This window comes from Nereida ignava (assembly GCF_047114695.1).
Taxonomy (GTDB): domain Bacteria; phylum Pseudomonadota; class Alphaproteobacteria; order Rhodobacterales; family Rhodobacteraceae; genus Nereida; species Nereida ignava.
On record NZ_CP112886.1, the window covers coordinates 46,050 to 65,974 of the forward strand.

17 protein-coding genes are annotated in these 19,925 nt (G+C 52.1%); 7 read left to right on the forward strand and 10 right to left on the reverse strand.

What is annotated here, in order from left to right:
• Positions 1-250: 250 nt before the first annotated feature.
• From OLX08_RS12340 to idi, 6 genes are read left to right on the forward strand one after another with little or no spacing between them, the layout of a single operon-like run.
• Complete coding sequence (locus OLX08_RS12340; RefSeq protein ID WP_391483291.1) at positions 251-1,039, forward strand: B12-binding domain-containing protein; 789 nt, start codon at positions 251-253, stop codon at positions 1,037-1,039.
• Positions 1,040-1,071: 32 nt separating this feature from the next.
• Positions 1,072-2,487 (forward strand): transcriptional regulator PpsR, encoded by a 1,416-nt coding sequence (gene ppsR / locus OLX08_RS12345; RefSeq protein ID WP_391483293.1) that lies wholly within the window; start codon positions 1,072-1,074, stop codon positions 2,485-2,487.
• Positions 2,488-2,541: 54 nt separating this feature from the next.
• The gene (gene chlG, locus OLX08_RS12350) at positions 2,542-3,444 is read left to right on the forward strand and encodes a chlorophyll synthase ChlG (protein WP_391483294.1); all 903 of its coding nucleotides are present in this window, start codon (positions 2,542-2,544) and stop codon (positions 3,442-3,444) included.
• Positions 3,441-4,721, forward strand: a complete 1,281-nt coding sequence (locus tag OLX08_RS12355; RefSeq protein ID WP_391483296.1) for a BCD family MFS transporter — start codon at positions 3,441-3,443, stop codon at positions 4,719-4,721. Before chlG ends, OLX08_RS12355 begins: the two co-directional genes overlap by 4 nt.
• A 3-nt stretch (positions 4,722-4,724) precedes the next feature.
• Complete coding sequence (locus OLX08_RS12360; protein WP_391483298.1) at positions 4,725-5,900, forward strand: geranylgeranyl diphosphate reductase; 1,176 nt, start codon at positions 4,725-4,727, stop codon at positions 5,898-5,900.
• 25 nt (positions 5,901-5,925) lie between these two features.
• The gene (gene idi, locus OLX08_RS12365) at positions 5,926-6,441 is read left to right on the forward strand and encodes an isopentenyl-diphosphate Delta-isomerase (protein WP_391483374.1); all 516 of its coding nucleotides are present in this window, start codon (positions 5,926-5,928) and stop codon (positions 6,439-6,441) included.
• Positions 6,442-6,517: 76 nt separating this feature from the next.
• Here the strand turns inward: idi and OLX08_RS12370 are convergent, their stop codons facing one another.
• The 7 genes from OLX08_RS12370 to OLX08_RS12400 all read right to left on the reverse strand — a co-directional run bounded on the left by OLX08_RS12370 (position 6,518) and on the right by OLX08_RS12400 (position 14,178).
• Entirely contained in the window at positions 6,518-8,008 is a 1,491-nt protein-coding gene (locus OLX08_RS12370) for a mannitol dehydrogenase family protein (RefSeq protein WP_391483299.1), read from the reverse strand.
• Positions 7,996-8,766, reverse strand: coding sequence for an L-iditol 2-dehydrogenase (locus OLX08_RS12375; protein WP_391483301.1), 771 nt, complete (start codon positions 8,764-8,766; stop codon positions 7,996-7,998). Before OLX08_RS12375 ends, OLX08_RS12370 begins: the two co-directional genes overlap by 13 nt.
• Positions 8,766-9,770 carry an ABC transporter ATP-binding protein gene (locus OLX08_RS12380; protein WP_391483303.1) on the reverse strand — a complete coding sequence of 335 codons (1,005 nt, stop codon included), beginning with the start codon at positions 9,768-9,770 and terminating at the stop codon, positions 8,766-8,768. The genes OLX08_RS12375 and OLX08_RS12380 overlap by 1 nt, the downstream gene beginning before the upstream one ends.
• 21 nt (positions 9,771-9,791) lie before the next feature.
• The gene (locus OLX08_RS12385; RefSeq protein ID WP_391483305.1) at positions 9,792-10,625 is read right to left on the reverse strand and encodes a carbohydrate ABC transporter permease; all 834 of its coding nucleotides are present in this window, start codon (positions 10,623-10,625) and stop codon (positions 9,792-9,794) included.
• 5 nt (positions 10,626-10,630) lie between these two features.
• Positions 10,631-11,569, reverse strand: a complete 939-nt coding sequence (locus OLX08_RS12390; RefSeq protein ID WP_334067598.1) for a carbohydrate ABC transporter permease — start codon at positions 11,567-11,569, stop codon at positions 10,631-10,633.
• Positions 11,570-11,739: 170 nt separating this feature from the next.
• The gene (locus OLX08_RS12395) at positions 11,740-13,032 is read right to left on the reverse strand and encodes an ABC transporter substrate-binding protein (protein WP_391483308.1); all 1,293 of its coding nucleotides are present in this window, start codon (positions 13,030-13,032) and stop codon (positions 11,740-11,742) included.
• 114 nt (positions 13,033-13,146) lie between these two features.
• Positions 13,147-14,178, reverse strand: a complete 1,032-nt coding sequence (locus OLX08_RS12400; RefSeq protein ID WP_391483310.1) for a LacI family DNA-binding transcriptional regulator — start codon at positions 14,176-14,178, stop codon at positions 13,147-13,149.
• Between the two features lie 269 nt (positions 14,179-14,447).
• On the opposite strand from OLX08_RS12400, the gene OLX08_RS12405 reads away from it, so the two are divergent.
• A complete protein-coding gene (locus tag OLX08_RS12405; protein WP_391483312.1) occupies positions 14,448-16,091 on the forward strand; it encodes a sulfatase-like hydrolase/transferase in 1,644 nt (547 codons plus the stop codon).
• Here the strand turns inward: OLX08_RS12405 and OLX08_RS12410 are convergent.
• The 3 genes from OLX08_RS12410 to OLX08_RS12420 form a co-directional block, all read right to left on the reverse strand.
• Positions 16,088-18,523, reverse strand: a complete 2,436-nt coding sequence (locus tag OLX08_RS12410; protein WP_391483314.1) for a GcvT family protein — start codon at positions 18,521-18,523, stop codon at positions 16,088-16,090. The genes OLX08_RS12405 and OLX08_RS12410 overlap by 4 nt on opposite strands.
• Positions 18,524-18,711: 188 nt before the next feature.
• Positions 18,712-18,894, reverse strand: a complete 183-nt coding sequence (locus OLX08_RS12415) for a hypothetical protein (protein WP_391483316.1) — start codon at positions 18,892-18,894, stop codon at positions 18,712-18,714.
• The gene (locus tag OLX08_RS12420; protein WP_391483375.1) at positions 18,891-19,886 is read right to left on the reverse strand and encodes a YeeE/YedE family protein; all 996 of its coding nucleotides are present in this window, start codon (positions 19,884-19,886) and stop codon (positions 18,891-18,893) included. Before OLX08_RS12420 ends, OLX08_RS12415 begins: the two co-directional genes overlap by 4 nt.
• Between the last annotated feature and the right edge of the window lie 39 nt (positions 19,887-19,925).

The window sequence follows — 19,925 nt, forward strand, 5'->3', positions numbered from 1 at the left end:
AGGGTGGTCTGAAATGGGCAATGTGTCAACTAAAACTTACACCCAAAAGTTGACATATGGCAAAAAGGGCATTTGTAAGTTGGGCTTTGCATTCTGCGCCGAATTTGACGATCGGGCCTCAGGAATACCCTGTGGTGTCTAATTCTTTTTACAATGGGTATAGAATTTGGATTACATGTGTTAGTGTGTGGACAAGCGGCTTGTTTGAGTCGTTGAACCGGCCCTGCCTTTGGGGTCATTAGGAGCTAAAATGTCGGATCGAAAGATCAGCCAGCGCCGCCACGCCCCGAAAGTTGATAGTCTCGCCGAACGGGTTTTGATGACGCTCGCGGACGAGCGCGCAAACGCCTTGAGCGATGCGCGGCCCGATGTTTTGTTTTCACTGTGCAGTGCTATTCGCGATTATGACCCGAGTGCCCGTGATGTGTGGCGCACAGAAGCCAAGATGCTTGGCCTAACAGACGAAGAAATTTGTGACGTCTATATTCCGGAAGCTGCTCGTGTGATGGGCGATCAGTGGTGCAAAGATGAGGCAAGCTTTGCGGATGTTACCATCGCGGTTGCACGTCTTCAGGGTATGCTGCGCGATTTGATGCCGCCAGCCGCACAGGCGAACGCCAACAAAGTCGTCGCTGGACCAAGCGTTCTGATGGTCGTTTTAGAGCGGGATTATCACACTCTGGGTGCCGGAGTTGCTGCCGCACAATTGCGCCGGTCTGGCGTCTCGTGCCGACTGCTGATGGACAAGCCTGTGAAAGTGGTCGCAGAAGAAGTGTCTAAATCGTCATATGATGCAATTATGATATCCGCATCTGATGGTGAAAGACTTGAACATATTCGTGAATGTATCTTAAATATACGCATAACGGCTAAGCAGCATGTGCCCATTATTGTAGGCGGCTCGCTCCTAAGTCAGAAGCTGGATATTAAGGCACTCACTGGAGCAGATCATGTGGAATCAGATCCGAAAAGAGCATTACAAAAATGCGGTCTGATAGTTTCAAACCAAGGCGCGCCACGCCCGAGAAAGAAAGTCTGAAGCAGAATGCATATGATTTTGAAGGCGCGCACATGACCTCGCGTGGACAAGAGTATTGGGCGGGTAGTTCAATGCCGTTGGTAAGCCCGGACATTTTGGGCAAACTTATTGCTGCAACGTCTGATTTGGCATTTGTGATCTCGCTACATGGTGAGGTCCTCTCTGTCATGAGCAAGAAAACAGGCGCAGACTTTGGCGCGGTGCATCGTTGGCAGGGGCGTAATATCCGTGATGTGCTGACATCTGAAAGTGTCGATAAGCTTGATACAAAGCTTGAGCTGTTTCTTGCTGGGACTGATTGCGAGCGTCCGATTGAGCTGAACCACGTTGAAGCGTCAGTACAATTTCCTATCCAATACACGTTCCACAGGCTCGGGCCTGATGGCAGCTTGTTGATCCTTGGCCGTGACTTGCGTCCGATTGCGGAAATGCAGCAGCAGTTGGTGAAAACGCAAATTGCTCTCGAACAAGATTACGAGCAGCGCCGCGATTTTGACACGCGATACCGCGTTCTAATGGAGGCGAGCACCGATGCGTTAGTATTCATTAACGCGACCTCTGGTCGGATCGCAGATCTGAACCGTAATGCGGCAAAGCTATTGGGTGCGTCCCGTGATGATTTGATGGGTGGTGCTGTTGCCCAAATCTTTGATGGCCGTCGCAAAGGCGAGCTGCTCGAAACGCTGCATAACCTTGCTATTTCGGACAGTTTTGCTCCGATGGAGCTTATGGTGCGGGCGTCTAAGCTTACGCTTTCTGTTCAACCGAGCCTATTCCGCGCAGCGGGTGAAAAGCTGTTGTTATGTCGTTTGGATAGTACAGATGCAGGCAGCCGTATCGGTGATGCTTTTGCTGAAGATTTGCAGTCCTTTTATGAGGAGGGCGTTGATGCAATTGTCTTCACGGATGCGTCAGGTGTTATTCGCTCCGCCAATGATAGCTTCCTAACTCTTGCGGATGCAGGTCATATTACGAATGTGAAGGGTCGCCAGATTAGCGATTTCTTGGTTCGTGGGGGCGTTGATCAAAAGGTGCTGCTCGAGAACGCTGCGCGTACTGGTCAAATGCGGATGTACGCGACCAAGTTGGTTGGCGATTATGACGGTAGCCGTGCTGTTGAAATTTCTGCGACTTATTTGGCAGATACTACCAACCCAAGTTTTGTTTTTGTCATCCGTGATACGAGCCGTGCTGAGCTTGGCCGCCCTAGTGCTGGTCCTGTAAGTGATGACGCTGCTCAGTCTGTGATGGAGCTGGTTGGTAACGCGACTCTCAAAGATATCGTTGCAGACACGACTGATGTTGTCGAAAAAATGTGTATCGAAACGGCTGTTGAGTTGACGGGCAATAACCGCGTCGCAGCTGCAGAGATGCTGGGCCTGTCGCGCCAGTCACTTTATGTGAAGCTGCGTAAGTTTGGCCTTTTGGCAAAAAGCACTGACGAGTAGCGTCAATCAGCCTTTACACTTGCTGAATCACAAAATGTAATGTTTAGTTGACACATGAGTGTCAGCGAAATTAGCCATTCCCGCACTTTGCCCGAACCCCGTGCAATGCTCCGCCTGATCAAGCCGATCACGTGGTTCCCACCTATGTGGGCATATCTTTGCGGTATCGTCAGTGCAGGTGTCTCTCCGACCGGCCAATGGTGGCTGGTTATCTTGGGCGTTTTACTCGCTGGCCCCATCGTGTGCGGCATGTCCCAAGCAGCTAACGATTGGTGCGACCGTCATGTAGATGCAATTAACGAACCCGATCGCCCCATCCCTTCGGGGCGCATTCCTGGGCGTTGGGGGCTTTGGATTGCTCTGGGTATGTCCGTTCTGTCACTTGCCGTTGGATATCAGCTTGGTCCTTGGGGTTTTGGCGCGACAATTGTTGGGGTGCTTGCTGCTTGGGCCTATTCTGCCGAGCCAGTCCGCCTGAAGCGATCGGGATGGTGGGGGCCTGGGCTTGTTGGGTTATCCTATGAGGGATTGCCATGGTTTACGGGCGCAGCAGTTCTCAGCGCCACGGCGCCGTCCTTGGAAGTCTGCCTGCTTGCATTGCTTTACGCTGCTGGCGCGCATGGCATCATGACACTAAACGATTTTAAGGCCCTTGAGGGCGACCGCGTTATGGGCGTGAACTCTTTGCCTGTTACAATGGGTCCACCGCGCGCAGCGAAACTCGCCTGTTGGGTTATGGCGGTTCCACAGGTCATTGTTGTTGCTCTTTTGTTTACATGGGACCGCCCGCTTCATGGGCTTGCTGTAGCAGGTGTTCTTGCGTTTCAAATCTGGGCAATGCGCGTTCTGCTAAACGACCCAAAGGGTAACGCGCCGTGGTATAATGGAACGGGTGTCACTCTTTATGTCAGCGGAATGATGATCGCTGCGTTTGCAGTGCGGACGGTTGGCCTATGACGCTTGGTTGGCTCTCAATTGTGCGGCTAGGTCTGGTTCAGACATGCTTGGGTGCGATTGTTGTCCTCACAACTTCGACCCTAAACCGCTTGATGGTGATTGAACTGGCATTGCCTGCAGTCCTTCCAGGACTTCTTGTTGCTTTGCATTACGGCATTCAAATGACGCGCCCTAATTGGGGGTTCATAAGTGATCAAGGGGGCAATCGGACGCGCTGGATCAATCTGGGTATGATTGCCTTGGCGCTTGGCGGATTTGGTGCAGCCCTTGGGGTTGTTCTTTTGCAAACCCTTTGGATTTCGGGCCTGTTGCTTTCTATAGTCAGTTACGCGCTTATCGGGCTTGGGGTAGGCGCCTCTGGTACGTCACTTCTCGCGTTGCTTGCCACATCAACGGCCCCACATCGGCGCGCAGCAGCTGCTACAATAACATGGCTAATGATGATTTTCGGTATCGCAGTGACCGCTGGTACTGTTGGTGCGTTCCTTGATCCATATTCACCTGAACTTCTGTTGAAGATTGTCGCTATCGTATGTGTATCTGCGGTTGTCGTTACAATGCTGGCGACACTAGGTATTGAAAGAGGCATCACTTCAGAGGTTTCGACCGCTGATCCGATGGGGTTTGCCGAAGGGCTTCGAGAAGTATGGTCAGAGCCTAAAGCCCGCATATTCACCATCTTTGTTTTTCTTTCGATGACCGCATATTTCATGCAGGAACTCATTCTTGAGCCTTACGCCGGCCTTGTTTTTGGATTCACGCCTGGTCAATCAACGTCCCTGTCGGGTGCGCAAAACGGCGGCGTGTTCATTGGAATGCTTACAGTAGGGATTGCTGCCACGGGCCTTCGTCTTGGGCAGTTACGCCATTGGGTTGTCGCGGGCTGTCTTGGCTCTGCTCTGACACTGATTTTTATCACGATCATCGGTCAACTGGGTCATATCCCGCTGACGCCGTTCGTTGTGGGTTTGGGCTTTTTTAACGGCATGTTCGCTGTTGCGGCAATTGGCTCGATGATGGCACTGGCGGGCGACGGTCGTGAGACCCGTGAGGGGACCCGAATGGGCCTTTGGGGCGCTGCCCAAGCAATTGCGGCAGGTTTCGGTGGCCTTCTTGGTGCCGCGGCTGTCGATCTTATGCGCGGCCCTTTGCCTGACGCGACGGCATTTGGCGCTGTCTTTTTGCTCGAAGCATCTCTCTTTTTAGCCGCGGCGCTTATGGCTAGCCGCACCATGGAAAACCGTGCGCCAGACGCGCGGCTGATCGCAGGAGAATAACTAATGTATGATGTTGTTGTTGTGGGGGGTGGACCCTCTGGTGCGACGGCTGCCGAAGACTTGGCACGCTCGGGAAAATCCGTGGCAATGCTTGATCGGGCAGGACGGATTAAGCCTTGTGGGGGGGCAATCCCACCAGTTGCAATTACTGAATTCCGTATCCCCGATGAACAGCTCGTGGCTAAGATCACAACGGCGCGGATGATCAGTCCCACAGGCCGGAAAGTAGATATTCCGATTGAAAATGGTTACGTTGGAATGGTTGACCGCAAAGACTTTGACGAATTTTTGCGATGCCGCGCGGCTGATGCAGGGGTTGCGCGCTTTACGGGTACATTTTTGCGTATTGAACGCGGTGACAGCACAAAAGTGATCTACCGCGATAAAGCAACGCGCGAAGAAATGGCGCTTGAAACAAAGTTGATCATCGGGGCCGATGGCGCACGCTCGGACGTTGCCCGTGCTGAGGTACCCGGCGGTGATACCATTCCTTACGTCATCGCGTATCATGAGATTATTGAGGCGCCGGCGCCAAGCGAAGCTTACGACCCGCTGCGTTGTGATGTGATTTATGACGGTAAAATCTCGCCGGACTTTTACGGTTGGGTTTTCCCCCATGGTACCTCTGCAAGCGTTGGTATGGGGACTGGCATTGAAGGTGTAGACCTCAAGCAAGCAACTGCAGATCTGCGAATGGCGTCAGGTTTGAGTGATTGCAAAACCCTGCGTAAAGAAGGTGCGCCCATCCCGCTTAAACCGCTAAGTCGATGGGATAACGGTAAAGATGTTGTCCTTGCGGGCGACGCGGCTGGTGTTGTTGCACCGTCATCTGGGGAAGGAATTTTCTATGCGATGGCTGGTGGTCGTGCGGCTGCGACTGCGGCGACGGCGTGCCTTACGTCTGGTCGTGTGAAAGATCTGCAGTTGGCACGCAAACTATTCATGCGCGAACATAAAGGCGTGTTCAAGATTTTGGGCGCCATGCAGGACGCGTATTATAAAAGTGATGAGCGCCGCGAACGGTTTGTCAGCCTGTGCCATGATATTGATGTGCAACGCCTCACGTTCGAAGCGTATATGCATAAAAAGCTGGTGGCTAAACGGCCCTTGGCGCACATCAAGATCGGTATTAAGAACGTCGCGCATCTGATGGGGCTTGTGAACCCGCTTCGAACGTAAGGGTGCGCAGATGAAGGATATAACTTTGGACGTGATGATCCCTGCGTGGGTTGATGGTGTTCTGACGCCGGTCGAGAAACTCGAGGTGCATCAGCGTGGCCTGCGTCATAAGGCTGTATCTGTCTTCTTACTTGCGGGCGATAAAGTGCTGCTGCAACAGCGCGCCATGTGTAAATATCATACGCCGGGTTTGTGGGCGAACACCTGTTGTACGCATCCTGATTGGGACGAAGATGCAGCGGTATGTGCTGAACGCCGTTTGACCGAAGAACTTGGGATCGTTGGTGTTAAGCCTGTGTTTGCGGACACGGTTGAATACCGCGCGGATGTTTTCCAAGGCTTGATCGAGCACGAGGTCGTTGACGTTTTCGTGGGTCACGTGGATGAAAGCTTGGGTGTAGATCCTAATCCAGCGGAAGTTATGGACTACCGCTGGATGTCTTTTGCTGAAATCGACCAAGCGATCGACACTGATCCGGCTCAATTTACGCCTTGGGTCAAAATTTACATGGATCAGTTCCGCCAGCAAATATTCGGCTGATCCGCCGTCACGTCTAGCATGTCATCGCTCGACGTGACGGTCCTATCTGACTGGTGAGTACAGTTGGGTTAGCGGATCACGCTGATTTTTGGCGATCAAAGGCGGTGTATTCATTCATTGCCGCAATGCATCCTTGATCCCAAATCATCGTCAACCAACGGCAAAAAGCGTCACGAAATGGCTCTGCATCGCGCAAATTACCGTAGATATTGCTCTGGTCCAACCATGCGGTAGGCTGTTCTTTTGCTTCCAATGCCGCGGCATTTAGCTCAGCCCAAATTGGATCGTTCGCTTCAATGACCGAGCCGTCTTCGCGTGTACCGGCGCACATCCGCGCCCAAAGAGCTTCGACCAATGCAAGTCCGCTCACAGACCGACCTGCTGCGAGTTGGTCACGCAAGATAGGTAACACGAAACCGGTGTGGCGCGCAGACCCGTCAAAGGCAACGCGGCGGGTTGTGTCAACAATGCGCGGGTTTGAGAAACGCGCTTCGATCAAATCAACATAAGCCGCGGGTGTCTTGCCGGGAACAGGTGCCACGGTTGGCGCAATCTCGTCGCGCTCAACCTTGCCAAAGAAATTACGGATCGCAGGATGCGCCATGCAGCCTGCAATCGTTTCGATGCTTAGCGTTTCTCCAACGTTCGCGATGACCTGATGCCCGGCATTAAGGATGCGAATTTTCATGGTTTCGAACGCGTGGACGTCATTGGAAAAAGTTACTCCAACCGTGTCCCAAGCGGGGCGACCTGCGCAGAACTTGTCTTCAATCACCCATTGGCGAAATGCCTCATGCGTGACGACAGCGGCGTCTTTGATCCCGAAATTATGCGCAAGGGCAAGTTCTTTCGGACCCGTCACAGGCGCGATACAATCGACCATAGAGTTTGGAAAAGTCGCATTGGCATCAATCCAATCCGCAAGGTCTGGATCAGAAAGGCGCGCCAACGATACGACAGTTTGGCGCAAGATATCACCGTTGCCTTGCAGGTTGTCGCAGCTCAATCCTGTGAAAGGCGCGTGACCCGCCGCACGGCGTAGCTTGAGGGCTGCAACCAGTGCGCCAAAGGCGGTGCGCGGCGTTTCGGGGTGGGCGGCATCGTGCAGCAAATCCGGATGCGCTGCATCAAAACCCTTAGTAACGGGATCGATGTAATAGCCGCTTTCAGTGACTGTCATTGCAACAATACGAATAGCAGGGTCAGCCATTTGCGCGATAAGGGGCGCGTTTCCTTCCTCGATAGGCAGGTAATCAATCATGGAGCCAACGACTTCTGCAGAAACGTTTTCTGGGTCCAATTCAACCAACGTTGTTAGGCAATCCTGCGCCAACAGTTTTTCACGCATTGCCGCATCATAGGGCCGCACGCCTGCACCAATAATGGCCCAATCGTGCGCCTCTCCAGCTTGCATCAAGCGATGCAAATACCACGCCTGATGCGCACGGTGAAAGTTACCAACGCCAATATGCACGATGCCAGGGGTGAGGGCGGTGCGATCGTATTGCGGGTGTTCAACGCTCAGTTGATCCAAAGTCGTATTAGAAAGGGAGATCAGCTCATCCATTGTCCACCATCCACATTGTATGTTTGCGCGACGATGTAATTCGCCGCATCGCTGGCCAGAAAGACGGCCATGCCAGTGAGGTCTTGGGCTGTGCCCATGCGGCCATAGGGAACAGCGGCGCCAACCTCTTTTTTCTTTTGTCCCGGTGCTTTGTTTTCATGCTTGGCAAAGAACGCATCCACGCCGTCCCAATGCTCACCGTCGACCACGCCGGGTGAAATCGCGTTTACGTTGATCCCATGTTTGATCAAATCGAGGCCCGAGGATTGGGTCAGGCTGATTACTGCTGCCTTGGTCGCACAATAGACAGCTACAAGCGGTTCACCGCGACGACCAGCTTGAGAGGCCATGTTGATGATCTTACCACCTTGGCCACGTTCTATCATGTGGCGTGCCACAGCTTGCATCGTGAACAGCGTACCCGATACGTTGATGTCAAACACGCGTTGATAATCCGCGCGTTCAATTTCAACGATGGGTGCGGCCGTAAACATCGCCGCGTTGTTGATCAGAATGTCGATGTGACCGAACTGCTCAATCGTATTGGCAACTGCGGTGTCAATGCTTGCCGGATCGGTGACATCAACGTGCACAGCAATAGCACGATCACCTAGCTCACCAGCAGTTGTTGCAGCACGTGTGTTGTCAATATCTGCAATCGCCACGCGGGCGCCTTCAGCGATGTACGCCTCAGCAAAAGCACGCCCGATACCTCGGGCGGCTCCTGTGATCAGTGCTGTCTTGCCAGCCAGTTGCATTACTCGATCCGCAATCCAGCTGTGTCGAACTTGTGAAGCTGCGTCTCGTCTGGTGTGAGGAAAATCTCTTCACCATGCTTGAACGTAGCATCTCCCGCTGCGCGCACTGTCATTGGGTCACAACCTTCGATGCCGTGGACGTGGACAAAGGTATCTGACCCCAGATGTTCGGCCACACCAACAGTGCCGTGCCATAGGCCACTGGTCTTAGAGGCAGTCACATGCTCTGGACGAATGCCGATCGTTTCTGCGCCGTGCTTTTGAGCTTCTGCACCTTCGATCAGATTCATCTTTGGGCTACCAATGAACCCAGCGACAAACTTGTTGCGCGGCTTGTGATATAGTTCCAATGGCGAGCCGACTTGCTCGATTACGCCCGCTTGCAGCACGACGATTTTATTGGCCATCGTCATCGCTTCGACTTGGTCATGTGTCACGTAGATCATCGTTGTCTGCATACGCTCATGCATCTCTGTAATCTCAAGGCGCATCCCAACGCGCAGTGCCGCGTCAAGGTTTGAGAGCGGCTCGTCAAAGAGGAACGCAGACGGATCCCGTACAATTGCACGGCCAATAGCCACACGCTGACGCTGACCGCCAGATAATTGGCCCGGCTTGCGGTCCAGATAATCAGTGAGGTTCAAAGAAGCAGCTGCCGCTTCAATACGCTTGTTCTGCTCTTCTTCGCTCATGCCTGCCATTCGCATCGGAAAGGCGATGTTCTTGCGCACGGTCATGTGCGGGTAGAGCGCGTAGGATTGAAACACCATCGCCAAGCCGCGTTTGGAAGGCGAAACTGACGTCATGTCTTCGTCGTCGATCAGAACCTTGCCGGATGTTGTGTCCTCAAGGCCTGCGATCAAGCGCAGCAGAGTTGATTTTCCGCAGCCTGATGGCCCAACGAAGACTGCAAATTCACCGTCTTCAATCGTGAGATCCAACGGAGGGATGACTTGTGTTTCGCCAAAGCTCTTGGTCACTTGTTCAAGTACGATACGTCCCATGATATTATCCTATTCCCGGTATTACTTGACGGCGCCAAAGCTGAGGCCTTGGACCAATTGTTTTTGACAGAACCAGCCCAAGACAATGATCGGGCCAACAGCAGCTGCGGAGACAGCGGAGAGACGTCCAAAGAATAGACCCTCTGGTGCGCGGTTCCCTTCAATGAGTTTTGACAGGGTCGCGGCGTCAGTTGTCGTTAAGCGAACCGTCCAATACGCTTCGTTCCAGCAAAAGATAAAGCAGAGCAATGCTGTCGATGCGATGCCGCCCCATGCGAGTGGGATGAGAATCTCTTTGATCTCTCCCCATGTGTTCACGCCGTCCATTTGGCCTGCTTCGATGATCTCTTTTGGGATCTCTTTGAAGTAGGTGAAGAGCATCCAGATCACGATCGGAAGGTTGATCAGGCACAGAACCAGAATGACCATGAAGTGCGTATCAAACAGCCCCAGACTTTTGGTCAGGAAGGTCATCGGATAAAGGACCGCCGCCGCAGGAAGCATCTTGGTCGAGAGCATCCACATCAACACATCTTTAGTCGCGCGCGTCGGGTTGAACGCCATGGAGTAGGCGCACGGAATACCAACCGCGAGCGCGAAGATCGTCGCGAACACCGAAGTGATGACTGAGTTGGTCGCAAAGCGCCAATAGTCATAGTTATCGGTCATGTTTGTGTAATTCTCTAGCGTTGGCGTGAAGAAGAACAAGAATTCCGGCTTCACCGCATCTGCATCCGTCTTAAAGCTTGTGAGAACAAGCCAGAAGATGGGGAAGAAGAATAATAATCCAACAATCCAGGCCAAAAGGGTGCGGCTGATTTGTCCGTATTTCGAAGATTGTGCAACAATCGCCATTTTCGTTACTCCATCAATGTCTTGCCAACCATGCGCAGCAAGAAAATTGCGACGATGTTGGCTAGGATGACGGCAAAGATTCCTGTCGCGGAAGCTGCACCGATGTTGTTGTTGGCAAATTCACCAATCAAATAAGGCAAGTTTTTATTCCCGTTGCCGCGGCTTACGATTTCGATCTCCGCATAAAGCGAGAGGTGGAAAATCGCTTGGATCATCACCACAATCGCAATGGGACGACCCAGATGCGGTAGCGTCAAAAAGCGGAACTGCGACCATGTGCTGGCCCCATCAAGGATGGCAGCTTCTTTTTGTTGCTGATCCTCAGACTGCAAGGACGTCATGAAGATCAGGATTGCAAAAGGAGTCCACTGCCATGTGACCATGATGATCACCGCATAAGCAGAGGTTTGCGTTGCGCGGAATGAAATCGGGGTCAATTCAGGCCAAAGCGAGAAGAACCAGCCAACACCGGGCGCGGCCCTCAGCCCATCGACGAGATCGTTGATACTGCCGACCGCGATGCCCTGTAGGCCGAGAACTGGGTCAAGGATCATGTTGATCCACAAAACTGCGTTTACCGCTGGCATGACGAAAAAAGGAGAGATCAAGAGAACGCGAACGATGCCTTGTCCGGGGAATGACTTGTTGATCAACACGGCGATTAGAACGCCAAGGATCACGGTCAGGAAGAGAATGCTGCAAACAATCAGAAGGCTGTTCTGGATCGCAAAAATAAAATCTTTGGACTTCAGAACAAACTCGTAGTTGCCAAAACCACGCCAGTTACTGAGGGCGGGTGTCGTCCACTCTGGTTTGCGCAGGTTATTCAGCACATAGCGAATAAACGAAAAATAAAGCGTCATCGAAAGCGGCACCAGCATCCAGATCAACAGCAGGACAACTGCCGGAGACTGAAGCAAGCGTGGAAGCGTTCTGTTAGACATGACTAGAGATCTCCTGCGAAGCATGTTGCTCGCGATGTTCTAAGAGTAATTTAACTGAATGGTGATTGGTATGCTGTTGTGTGGCGGTCGATCTGGGCCGCGACGCCCACTGTTCGTCTAAAGTGGAAGGCCCGGTCAGAGCCGGGCCTTCCTAAAATCTAAAGCAGAACTTAGTAGCCTGCTTCAGTCATGATTGCTTCAGCTGCTGCTTGGCCTGCTGCCAATGCATCTTCGACAGACTTTGCGCCAGACAATGCTGCTGCAATCTCTTGAGAAACTGCGGAACCAACCTCTGGGAACTCAGGGATCGCTACAAATTGTACGCCAACATATGGCTTCAAATCTGTTGCTTCAGGAGCTGCCGAGTCGATTGCAGCCATTTCAGCTGCTGCGAACTTCGCAACGGCTTGGAATTCAGGGATCGCATACGTAGAGGCACGCTGTCCTGTTGGCACTTTTGCCCAACCGAAGTCTGGGTGGTTACCCACAGCTTGAACGTACTCTTTAGATGTTGCCCACTCAATGAACTTCTGAGATTCGTCTGCATTTGGGGAACCAGCAGGGATCGCCATTGCCCATGCCCATAGCCAATTTGCACCTACTGGGTTACCAGCATTTGGAGACTGAGCATACGCAACGTTTTCGTTTTCAAGGAAGGAAGCAGCAATTGTTGCGTCAATCCAGAGGCCGCATTTGTCTTCGTTATAAAGAGCAAGGATCTCGTTAAAAGAGTTGCCTTCTGAACCTGGAGGGCCGTAGTTGTTTAGCAGGTTCACATACATTGTAACCGCTGCATTCCATTCCGGTGTATTCAGCGTAGGATTGTAATCTTTGTCAAACCAGGCTGCTCCAAAAGAGTTTGCGACGGTTGTTACGAATGCCATGCCATCTCCCCAGCCTGGCTTCCCGCGCAAACATGCACCATAGACGCCGTTATCTGGGTCGTGCATTGCTGCAGCTGCAGCAGTAATGTTTTCCCAGCTATCATTGTCAGCAATTGTCACGCCAGCTGCGTCGGTCAGGTCTTTACGGTACATAACCATTGAGCTTTCACCATAAAATGGTGCTGCATAAAGCGTGCCTTCGTGTGATAAACCCGCGCGCATAGCCGGCAGGATGTCGTCAACGTCGTAGTCTGCGCCAAACTCCAGGGGTTCGATCCAGCCTGCTGCGCCCCAAATTGGTGCTTCCTGCATGCCGATATTGATGATGTCGTATTGGCCACCACCGGTTGCTGTGTCGGACGTTACTTGCTCACGTAGAACACCTTCTTCCAGAGAAACCCAATTCAGCTTAACGCCTGTTTCTTCTGTGTACGCTTCTGCAACTTTCTGCATGTTGATCATGTGACCGTTGTTTACGATCGCAATCGTCAATTCTTTTGCGTGGCCGTCTGCAATCGCGCCGCCGGCTGCGAAAAGCGACATCGCTGTAGCAGCGTATAATGCTTTCTTGATAGACATCCAAATTTCCTCCTCTTTGGGTCGTGAGAACAATACTAGGTGAGGCGGCAACGCGAAGTCAATTACAAATTGGCGCGCGTAAATTTTATTTAAAGCGGGCGTTCAATCAAGGACTTAGGCGGACTCGCGCATAATAAGACGGCCGTCAAACGTTGTCTCCGAGCGATCTTTTGTCTGATCTTCGGCCTCTAACGTGCTGAACAACTCACGCACCGCACGATTCGCGATTGCCTCATAATCTTGTGCAATCGTGGTGAGCGGTGGGCAGGTGAATTTAGAGAAAGGGTGATCGTCATGTCCTGCAATGCGCAAGTCACACTCCGGACCATGCCCTACACGTAAACCCAGGTCATAGGCCGCCGACAACATCCCAATAGCAAGGCGATCATTACTGCAAAGAATAGTCTTGGTTTCAAAGGACTTAGCGGCCAGAAGGCGTCCACCTTCAACCTTACCAATTTCTTCAAAGTTCCAGCCCTCACCATCAGCTTGATAAATACGCGGCACATGGCCGTGGCGTTCCATACTATCAATATAGGCCTGGCGGCGCTTGTTGGCGTTGGGGTTTGTGGGTGACTTCATTTCAAAGAAACAAGGTGCTTCGCCACTGCGACAAAGGTATTCCACCATTAAGTCAACGCTTTGGGCGTTATCTGTCCCAACAAATGCTTGGCCGATACTGCTCATATTTGCGTCGAACAGTACGAGCGGGAAATCGGCGTCAAAGGTCTGTACGGCCTCAACATCCGACATGCGTCCGAACGGCGCGAGCAACACGCCAGCCGGTTTGAGCGCGCGTAAGGATGTGAGATTGTCCCGCTCCATCTCGGGGCTACCGTGCGAGCTTAGCAAGATGGGGCTGTAGCCAGCGTCAATACAGGCCAATTCAACACGCCGCCCAATCTCAGAAAAGAAGGGGTCGGCGAGGTTTGGAACAACCACACCAATGTTCTTTGTTGTACGCCTGTTTTGGTTCATAGCAAAAACGTTAGGCTGGTAATCGTACCGCTTAAGGGCAGCTTCAATTTTTGCTCGGGTCGACGTGCGCACGCTTTCAGGGTTGTTGAAATATTTTGAGACAGTTGGACGAGAAATTCCGCTTATGTTTGCGAATTCTTCCATATTGCGAATTTTCGGCTGTCCCATTTTATCACCTGATATTTTGATTTTTAGCGCGCGCTAATAACAGTAAGCTAAGAGGCAATTCTACACCTAGTCAAGAGGAGATGTTCTTTGCTTTTTCGCATTCTGGCTTTGGATCTTAAACTTTAATGAATTGGATCACGTCGTGCGGATTAGGCGCAAACCGCATAATTCTGTCAGTCCAGAAATGTACTATCAGTGGTGAATAGCATGCCTTGGCGTGCTAAGCGTTTGCGCAGATCACAGTCTACAAGACAGGGCAGCACCAAGAAATGAACATCCTTTTCATCATGTATGACCAGCTACGTTTCGATTACTTGAGTTGCGCCGGCCACCCATACCTGCCCACGCCTAACTTTGACCGGGTTGCGCAACTGGGAGTGCGGTTTACGAACGCTTATGTTCAATCACCTATTTGCGGCGCCAGTCGGATGAGCTTTTACACAGGCCGCTATACGTCATCCCACGGGGCACAATGGAATGGTTTTCCGCTGCGTGTGGGTGAAATGACGATGGGGGATCATTTGCACAAAGCAGGGATGAATTGCTATCTGATCGGCAAAACCCATATGCGCGTAGATGCAGAAGGCATGGCGCGGTTGGGCCTTGCAGCCGATAGCGTGATTGGTGCCCGCCAAGCGGAATGTGGTTTTGACGTTGTCATTCGTGATGATGGGCTTTGGGCACAAGGTCCTGATGGATTTTATGACGAGCAACGCTCGCCCTACAACGAGTACCTTAAGACCAAAGGATATGAGGCAGACAATCCGTGGGCCGCTCATGCGAATGCGGGTCTGCAAGACGGTGAGCAAGCCTCGGGTTGGATGTTTGATAACGCTGATAAGCCAGCAAACATTCGCGAAGAAGACAGTGAGACTGCGTGGCTGACCTCTGAGGCTATCAAATTTGTCGATACGACTGAGGGGCCTTGGTGCGCTCATGTCAGCTATATTAAGCCCCATTGGCCCTATATTGTGCCTGCACCCTATCATGATATGTTTGGGCCCGAGCATGTTTTGCCCCCCAACCGTGATCCTGTTGAGCGTGAAAACGCACACCCAGTTTATGATGCTTATATGGGGAATAAAATCGCAGCTGCTTTCCAAAATGACGATGTGCGCGCCAAAGTGGTGCCGGCGTACATGGGATTGATCAAGCAGTGTGATGATCACTTGGGGCGTCTTCTCGATCATCTTGAGATGACAGGCAAGTTGGATGACACTATGATCGTTCTCACGTCAGATCATGGTGATTTTCTTGGGGATCATTGGCTTGGTGAAAAAGATCTTTTCCACGAGCCATCTGTTAAAGTGCCGATGATTATTTTTGATCCGCGAAGCAGTGCAGATGCAACGCGCGGCACGACGTGCGATGCGCTCGTTGAGGCTATCGATCTTGTTCCTACGTTTGTAGATGTGGCGGGTGGCACAATCGCTGATCACATCCTTGAAGGCCAAAGCCTTGTACCGTTTCTGCATGGCCAGCCTACGAAAACCCGAGATTACGCGATCAGCGAATATGATTTCTCCGCGACACCACAGGCAGTCAAGTTGGGCCTTGAGCCGCGGGATGCGAGGCTGTTCATGGTGTTTGATGGCCGTTTCAAAATGATGCATGCGGAAGGGGGTTTCCGCCCCATGTTGTTCGATTTGAAGACTGACCCTAACGAGGTGCATGATCTTGCAAAAGGGTCAGCACATCAGGCCGAGATCGATCGGCTTTACGGTTATTTGGCAAAGTGGGGCCGACGCATGTCACAAAGGGTTACGCGTTCAGATGACGACATCGCTGCGATGCGCGGTAAGTCACTGCGCAAGGGAATTTTGCCGTTCTTGAAGGACGGCACCGAAGTAGACCCTGAAATGACAACAGCCTACCGCGGTCCCGTCGTGCAAAACTTCACACCCAAAACTTAGCTGCGAATGCGGCTGTACTCAGGATCGTATGGTCCGCTTTCAATGACTTCGGCTGCGAATGCTTCACCGATGATATCCACCGTCATTGTTGTGCCTGTTTGAGAAAATTCAGGCTCTATAAATGCGTAAGCAAGGTTTTTACCTACGCGGTGGCCCCAGTCCCCTGATGTTACGGTCCCGATAATCCGCCCATCTAAACGTACAGATGCGCCTCCATGTGCGGGTGCATGCTTTGCGTCAATTACGAGCGTCACAAGTTTACGCTGTTGGCCAGTGACCATACGTTTTTCAAGCGCATCTTTACCAATAAAGTCGCCTTTGCTGAGCTTCACAAAACGCTCTAGCCCAGTTTCAAAGGGATCAAATTCCGTCAGAATGTCGGACTTCCAGTGCAAAAAGCCTTTCTCCATTCGCATGGATTCCACAGCCCGTGAGCCAAAGAGTGTCATGCCATACGCCTCACCAGCCTTACGCAGAGCAACGTAGGCCGCATGTAAGCTTTCATTTGGAATGTGGATCTCATAGGCCAGCTCCCCTGAAAAACTGACGCCAAGCACAGTCGCTGGTGCAATCCCGATGTGAGTTTCGCGCACGGATAGCCAAGGGAATGCCTCACGCGACCAATCCCCACGTGCGGTCATAGACAAAACATCGCGCGCTTTTGGACCGGCAATCACAAGGATCGTTTGTGCGTTTGTAAGTGAGCGGATTTTGACGTCTTCGTCTGCTTTGATATGTGCCTCTAGCCAATCCATATCATGATATTCAGAGGCTGCAGCCGACCCGTACCAAACACGTTCTGGGCCACGATCAGACGCAGGGATATTCGCAATTGTTGCTTCGGCTTTGAGCAGGCCATGATTGTTTAAAAGATAGCCCAGACCCACACGACCCTCGCGCTTGGTGACAGTGCCGCACATCATACGATCAAGAAAGCTGTGGACATCCGTGCCCGTCAATTCAAAGCGATTGAACCCAGAAACCTCTGTCATCCCAACGTTCGTTGAGATTGCAGTGACTTCTTTTGCCACAACATCGTGGACTTCGTTAAACTTGAACCCAAGAGTCTCTTTGAAATCTTGCGTTGGCTTGATGTAATCAACCCGCTCCCACCCGTTGACGGTGCCCATTTCTGCCCCCTCAGAAATAAGGACCTGTGTGAGTGGTGTTGTTTTCATGGGGCGTCCGGCGGGTCGGTGTTCGTGCGGGAAATGGAAGCGGAATTCGTTTTGATAATCCTCGATCGCTTTGAGTGCCGTTAACTCGACAGTCGCATGACCGGTGAAACGCCGCGGATCGATAACCCACGTGTCATATTGCGCCTCACCATGAACGATCTGTTGTGCCAACAGCCAGCCATGGCCGCCCCCTTCACCCAGACCTGCGCGCAGACCAATGATGCAGAATGCGTTTCGTTTCCCGGGGATCGGGCCAACAAGAGGCGCGCCATCAATGGTGTAGGTAATGGGCCCGTTTACCACTTCGCGAATGCCTGTTTCCATCAGTACTGGCATCCGCTCAAACGCACCTTCAAGGACATCGGTGACGCGATCTAAATCATCTGGGCATAGCGCATTCGTAAATTTGGGATCAATGCCGTCCATGCCCCAAGTCCGGCAATCCTGTTCATAAAACCCAAGCAGCAATCCACCCTTTTCTTGTCGCGAGTAATAGTCGCTGATCGGGCAGCGCAGCAGTGGCATCCGGTGACCTGCCTGAGCAATTGCAGGGATGTCTTCTGTCAGAAAATACTGGTGTTCCATCGATGCAACTGGGTGCTGGACGCCCATCATCGCCCCGATTTCATTACACCTGTAGCCGCCTGCGTTTACGACGATTTCGCACTTTACGTCACCTTTCTCGGTGTGGACCGTCCATGTGCTGTCAGCATGTTGAGTGAGCCCCGTGACTGGCGTGTGGCGGTTGACTTCAGCGCCTGCAAGACGCGCACGACGCGCCAGTGCTTGGCACAGCTGTGCGGGGTCAATATGGCCATCAGTCGGATCCCATAGACCACCGAGCAGATTATCTGTCGAAATAAGTGGGTGCCGCCGCGCACATTCAGCAGCATCCAGCACCTCAAATTCAACACCCATTCCAGCTGCCATTGACGTGAACTGCCGGTATCCATCCATTTGTGCTTGCGTGTTAGCAAGTCGGATGCCGCCGTCGCCATAGTTATAGCCGACGGGGTATTCGGGGTCGTCGCGCAGCTCTTTGTATAGATTGATCGAGTGTGTTTTCAGGCCGACCATCGTTTGGTTCATGCCAAAGTTGGTGACCTGCGCGGCTGAGTGCCATGTGGTGCCAGACGTCAGCTCGTCACGCTCAATCAGCATAACATCGGTCCAGCCCTCTTGCGTAAGATGGTAGAGCGCTGAACATCCAGCAATACCGCCACCAATAACCACTACACGCGCTTGATCTCTCATCTGTTTGCCATCCATATTTGAAGTGCTGTTAACTTCATGAATGCACAACGATGAAACCGGTCAAGCGATAACCTCAAGTTTTAGGAATATCGAATGCTACCTTTATGATTTCTGGTGGCGGCAATGAGGAACGAGAGTTTTCCTAGCCCACTGTGAACTCTGCTCATTTTCTTAAAAATGCAAAGTCTTCATTTGTTCGTAGTAACTGGCAAATCTCCGCAAAATCCGCCTACGGCTACCTCACCTGATCCAAGGCTTATGGCACTTGGTGCAACGTATGGGTTCGGCGGTATCATGATCAGGTCAAAGACCAGAAGGCTGGCGACAAGCGTTATCGCGATTGAAGCAGTGAGATATCTCGTCAAAGTCATACCTCCAGCCCTAATCGTGGGCGCAAATAAATTCCCAAGTACGATCCCATAAAGGCGAAAGCGAACCAGACCCATCCGTGAAGACTACCGGTAGATATGCCAGAAAAGAACGCCCCAACGTTACATCCAAAGGCCAATCTAGCAGCGTAGCCCATTAGAAACCCTGCGGCTGCTGCGTAGACCCAGCCTGACATTGGCACCTTTGGCAGTGGTTGTGACAAACCCTTTCGCCAAAAAGCCACCAAGAACGCACCTGCGATCAAACCGATATTTGTGAGTGACGTATAATCTGTCAGCACGCTTGCCTGGATGCGTTCTAGCGATCCTGCGGCGGTCCAAAAGACTGATCCGGACAGGTCCACACCAGAAAAATATGCTCCCTTAGCGACCCAAAGCCCCAGACCATAAACCACGCCCCACGGCTGTCCTGATACGATCAAGTTAAGAAGCGCTAATACAGCAACTAGGACCGCTGCTAGTATCAACCGCTTAGGAAGTCGGCGTAGCTGTGGCTCTGCCTTCCACCACAAAAACGCAGCAACGCCTGACAAAACGAGCAAGGTAGTGAAGGTACCTTCCCAACCAGTTAGATTTTGTGCTGGAAGCGCGCCAAGACCCGTCCACCAAGATAGGTGAAAAGCCCCTGCAAAACTGCCAACGGCAAAAAAGGGCAAGGCTATCAGAGAAACAAGATTGCCTGATCCAGCGTTGACCAATGTGCCAGATCCGCACCCCAATACAATTTGCATGGCGACGCCAAAAACAAACGCGCCCAAAACCATAGCGTATCCTATGGGTGCGGCAGCGGCGTTAACTTCACCTGAGTTACTATTGATGAGCGGTATCGCAAATAACGCCACAATTCCGATTGCAAGGAGTTGAGCCCAGATACCCGAAGGGTCACGTCGCAAAATCATTGCCCGCCATGGTCCTGCAAAGCCAAAGCGCAGTGCTTCTAAAGTGGCTCCAAATCCAAGGCCGATCGCAATCATTAAACCATATCGAAGGCCGGCAATTGCAGACACAGACAA

Coding starts and splice junctions, on each gene's coding strand:
- OLX08_RS12340 (WP_391483291.1), top strand. CDS start 251: ATGTCGGATCGAAAGATCAGCCAGCGCCGCCACGCCCCGAAAGTTGAT.
- ppsR (WP_391483293.1), top strand. CDS start 1,072: ATGACCTCGCGTGGACAAGAGTATTGGGCGGGTAGTTCAATGCCGTTG.
- chlG (WP_391483294.1), top strand. CDS start 2,542: ATGAGTGTCAGCGAAATTAGCCATTCCCGCACTTTGCCCGAACCCCGT.
- OLX08_RS12355 (WP_391483296.1), top strand. CDS start 3,441: ATGACGCTTGGTTGGCTCTCAATTGTGCGGCTAGGTCTGGTTCAGACA.
- OLX08_RS12360 (WP_391483298.1), top strand. CDS start 4,725: ATGTATGATGTTGTTGTTGTGGGGGGTGGACCCTCTGGTGCGACGGCT.
- OLX08_RS12370 (WP_391483299.1), bottom strand. CDS start 8,008: ATGGATGAGCTGATCTCCCTTTCTAATACGACTTTGGATCAACTGAGC.
- OLX08_RS12375 (WP_391483301.1), bottom strand. CDS start 8,766: ATGCAACTGGCTGGCAAGACAGCACTGATCACAGGAGCCGCCCGAGGT.
- OLX08_RS12380 (WP_391483303.1), bottom strand. CDS start 9,770: ATGGGACGTATCGTACTTGAACAAGTGACCAAGAGCTTTGGCGAAACA.
- OLX08_RS12385 (WP_391483305.1), bottom strand. CDS start 10,625: ATGGCGATTGTTGCACAATCTTCGAAATACGGACAAATCAGCCGCACC.
- OLX08_RS12390 (WP_334067598.1), bottom strand. CDS start 11,569: ATGTCTAACAGAACGCTTCCACGCTTGCTTCAGTCTCCGGCAGTTGTC.
- OLX08_RS12395 (WP_391483308.1), bottom strand. CDS start 13,032: ATGTCTATCAAGAAAGCATTATACGCTGCTACAGCGATGTCGCTTTTC.
- OLX08_RS12400 (WP_391483310.1), bottom strand. CDS start 14,178: ATGGGACAGCCGAAAATTCGCAATATGGAAGAATTCGCAAACATAAGC.
- OLX08_RS12405 (WP_391483312.1), top strand. CDS start 14,448: ATGAACATCCTTTTCATCATGTATGACCAGCTACGTTTCGATTACTTG.
- OLX08_RS12410 (WP_391483314.1), bottom strand. CDS start 18,523: ATGAGAGATCAAGCGCGTGTAGTGGTTATTGGTGGCGGTATTGCTGGA.
- OLX08_RS12415 (WP_391483316.1), bottom strand. CDS start 18,894: ATGACTTTGACGAGATATCTCACTGCTTCAATCGCGATAACGCTTGTC.
- OLX08_RS12420 (WP_391483375.1), bottom strand. CDS start 19,886: ATGATTGCGATCGGCCTTGGATTTGGAGCCACTTTAGAAGCACTGCGC.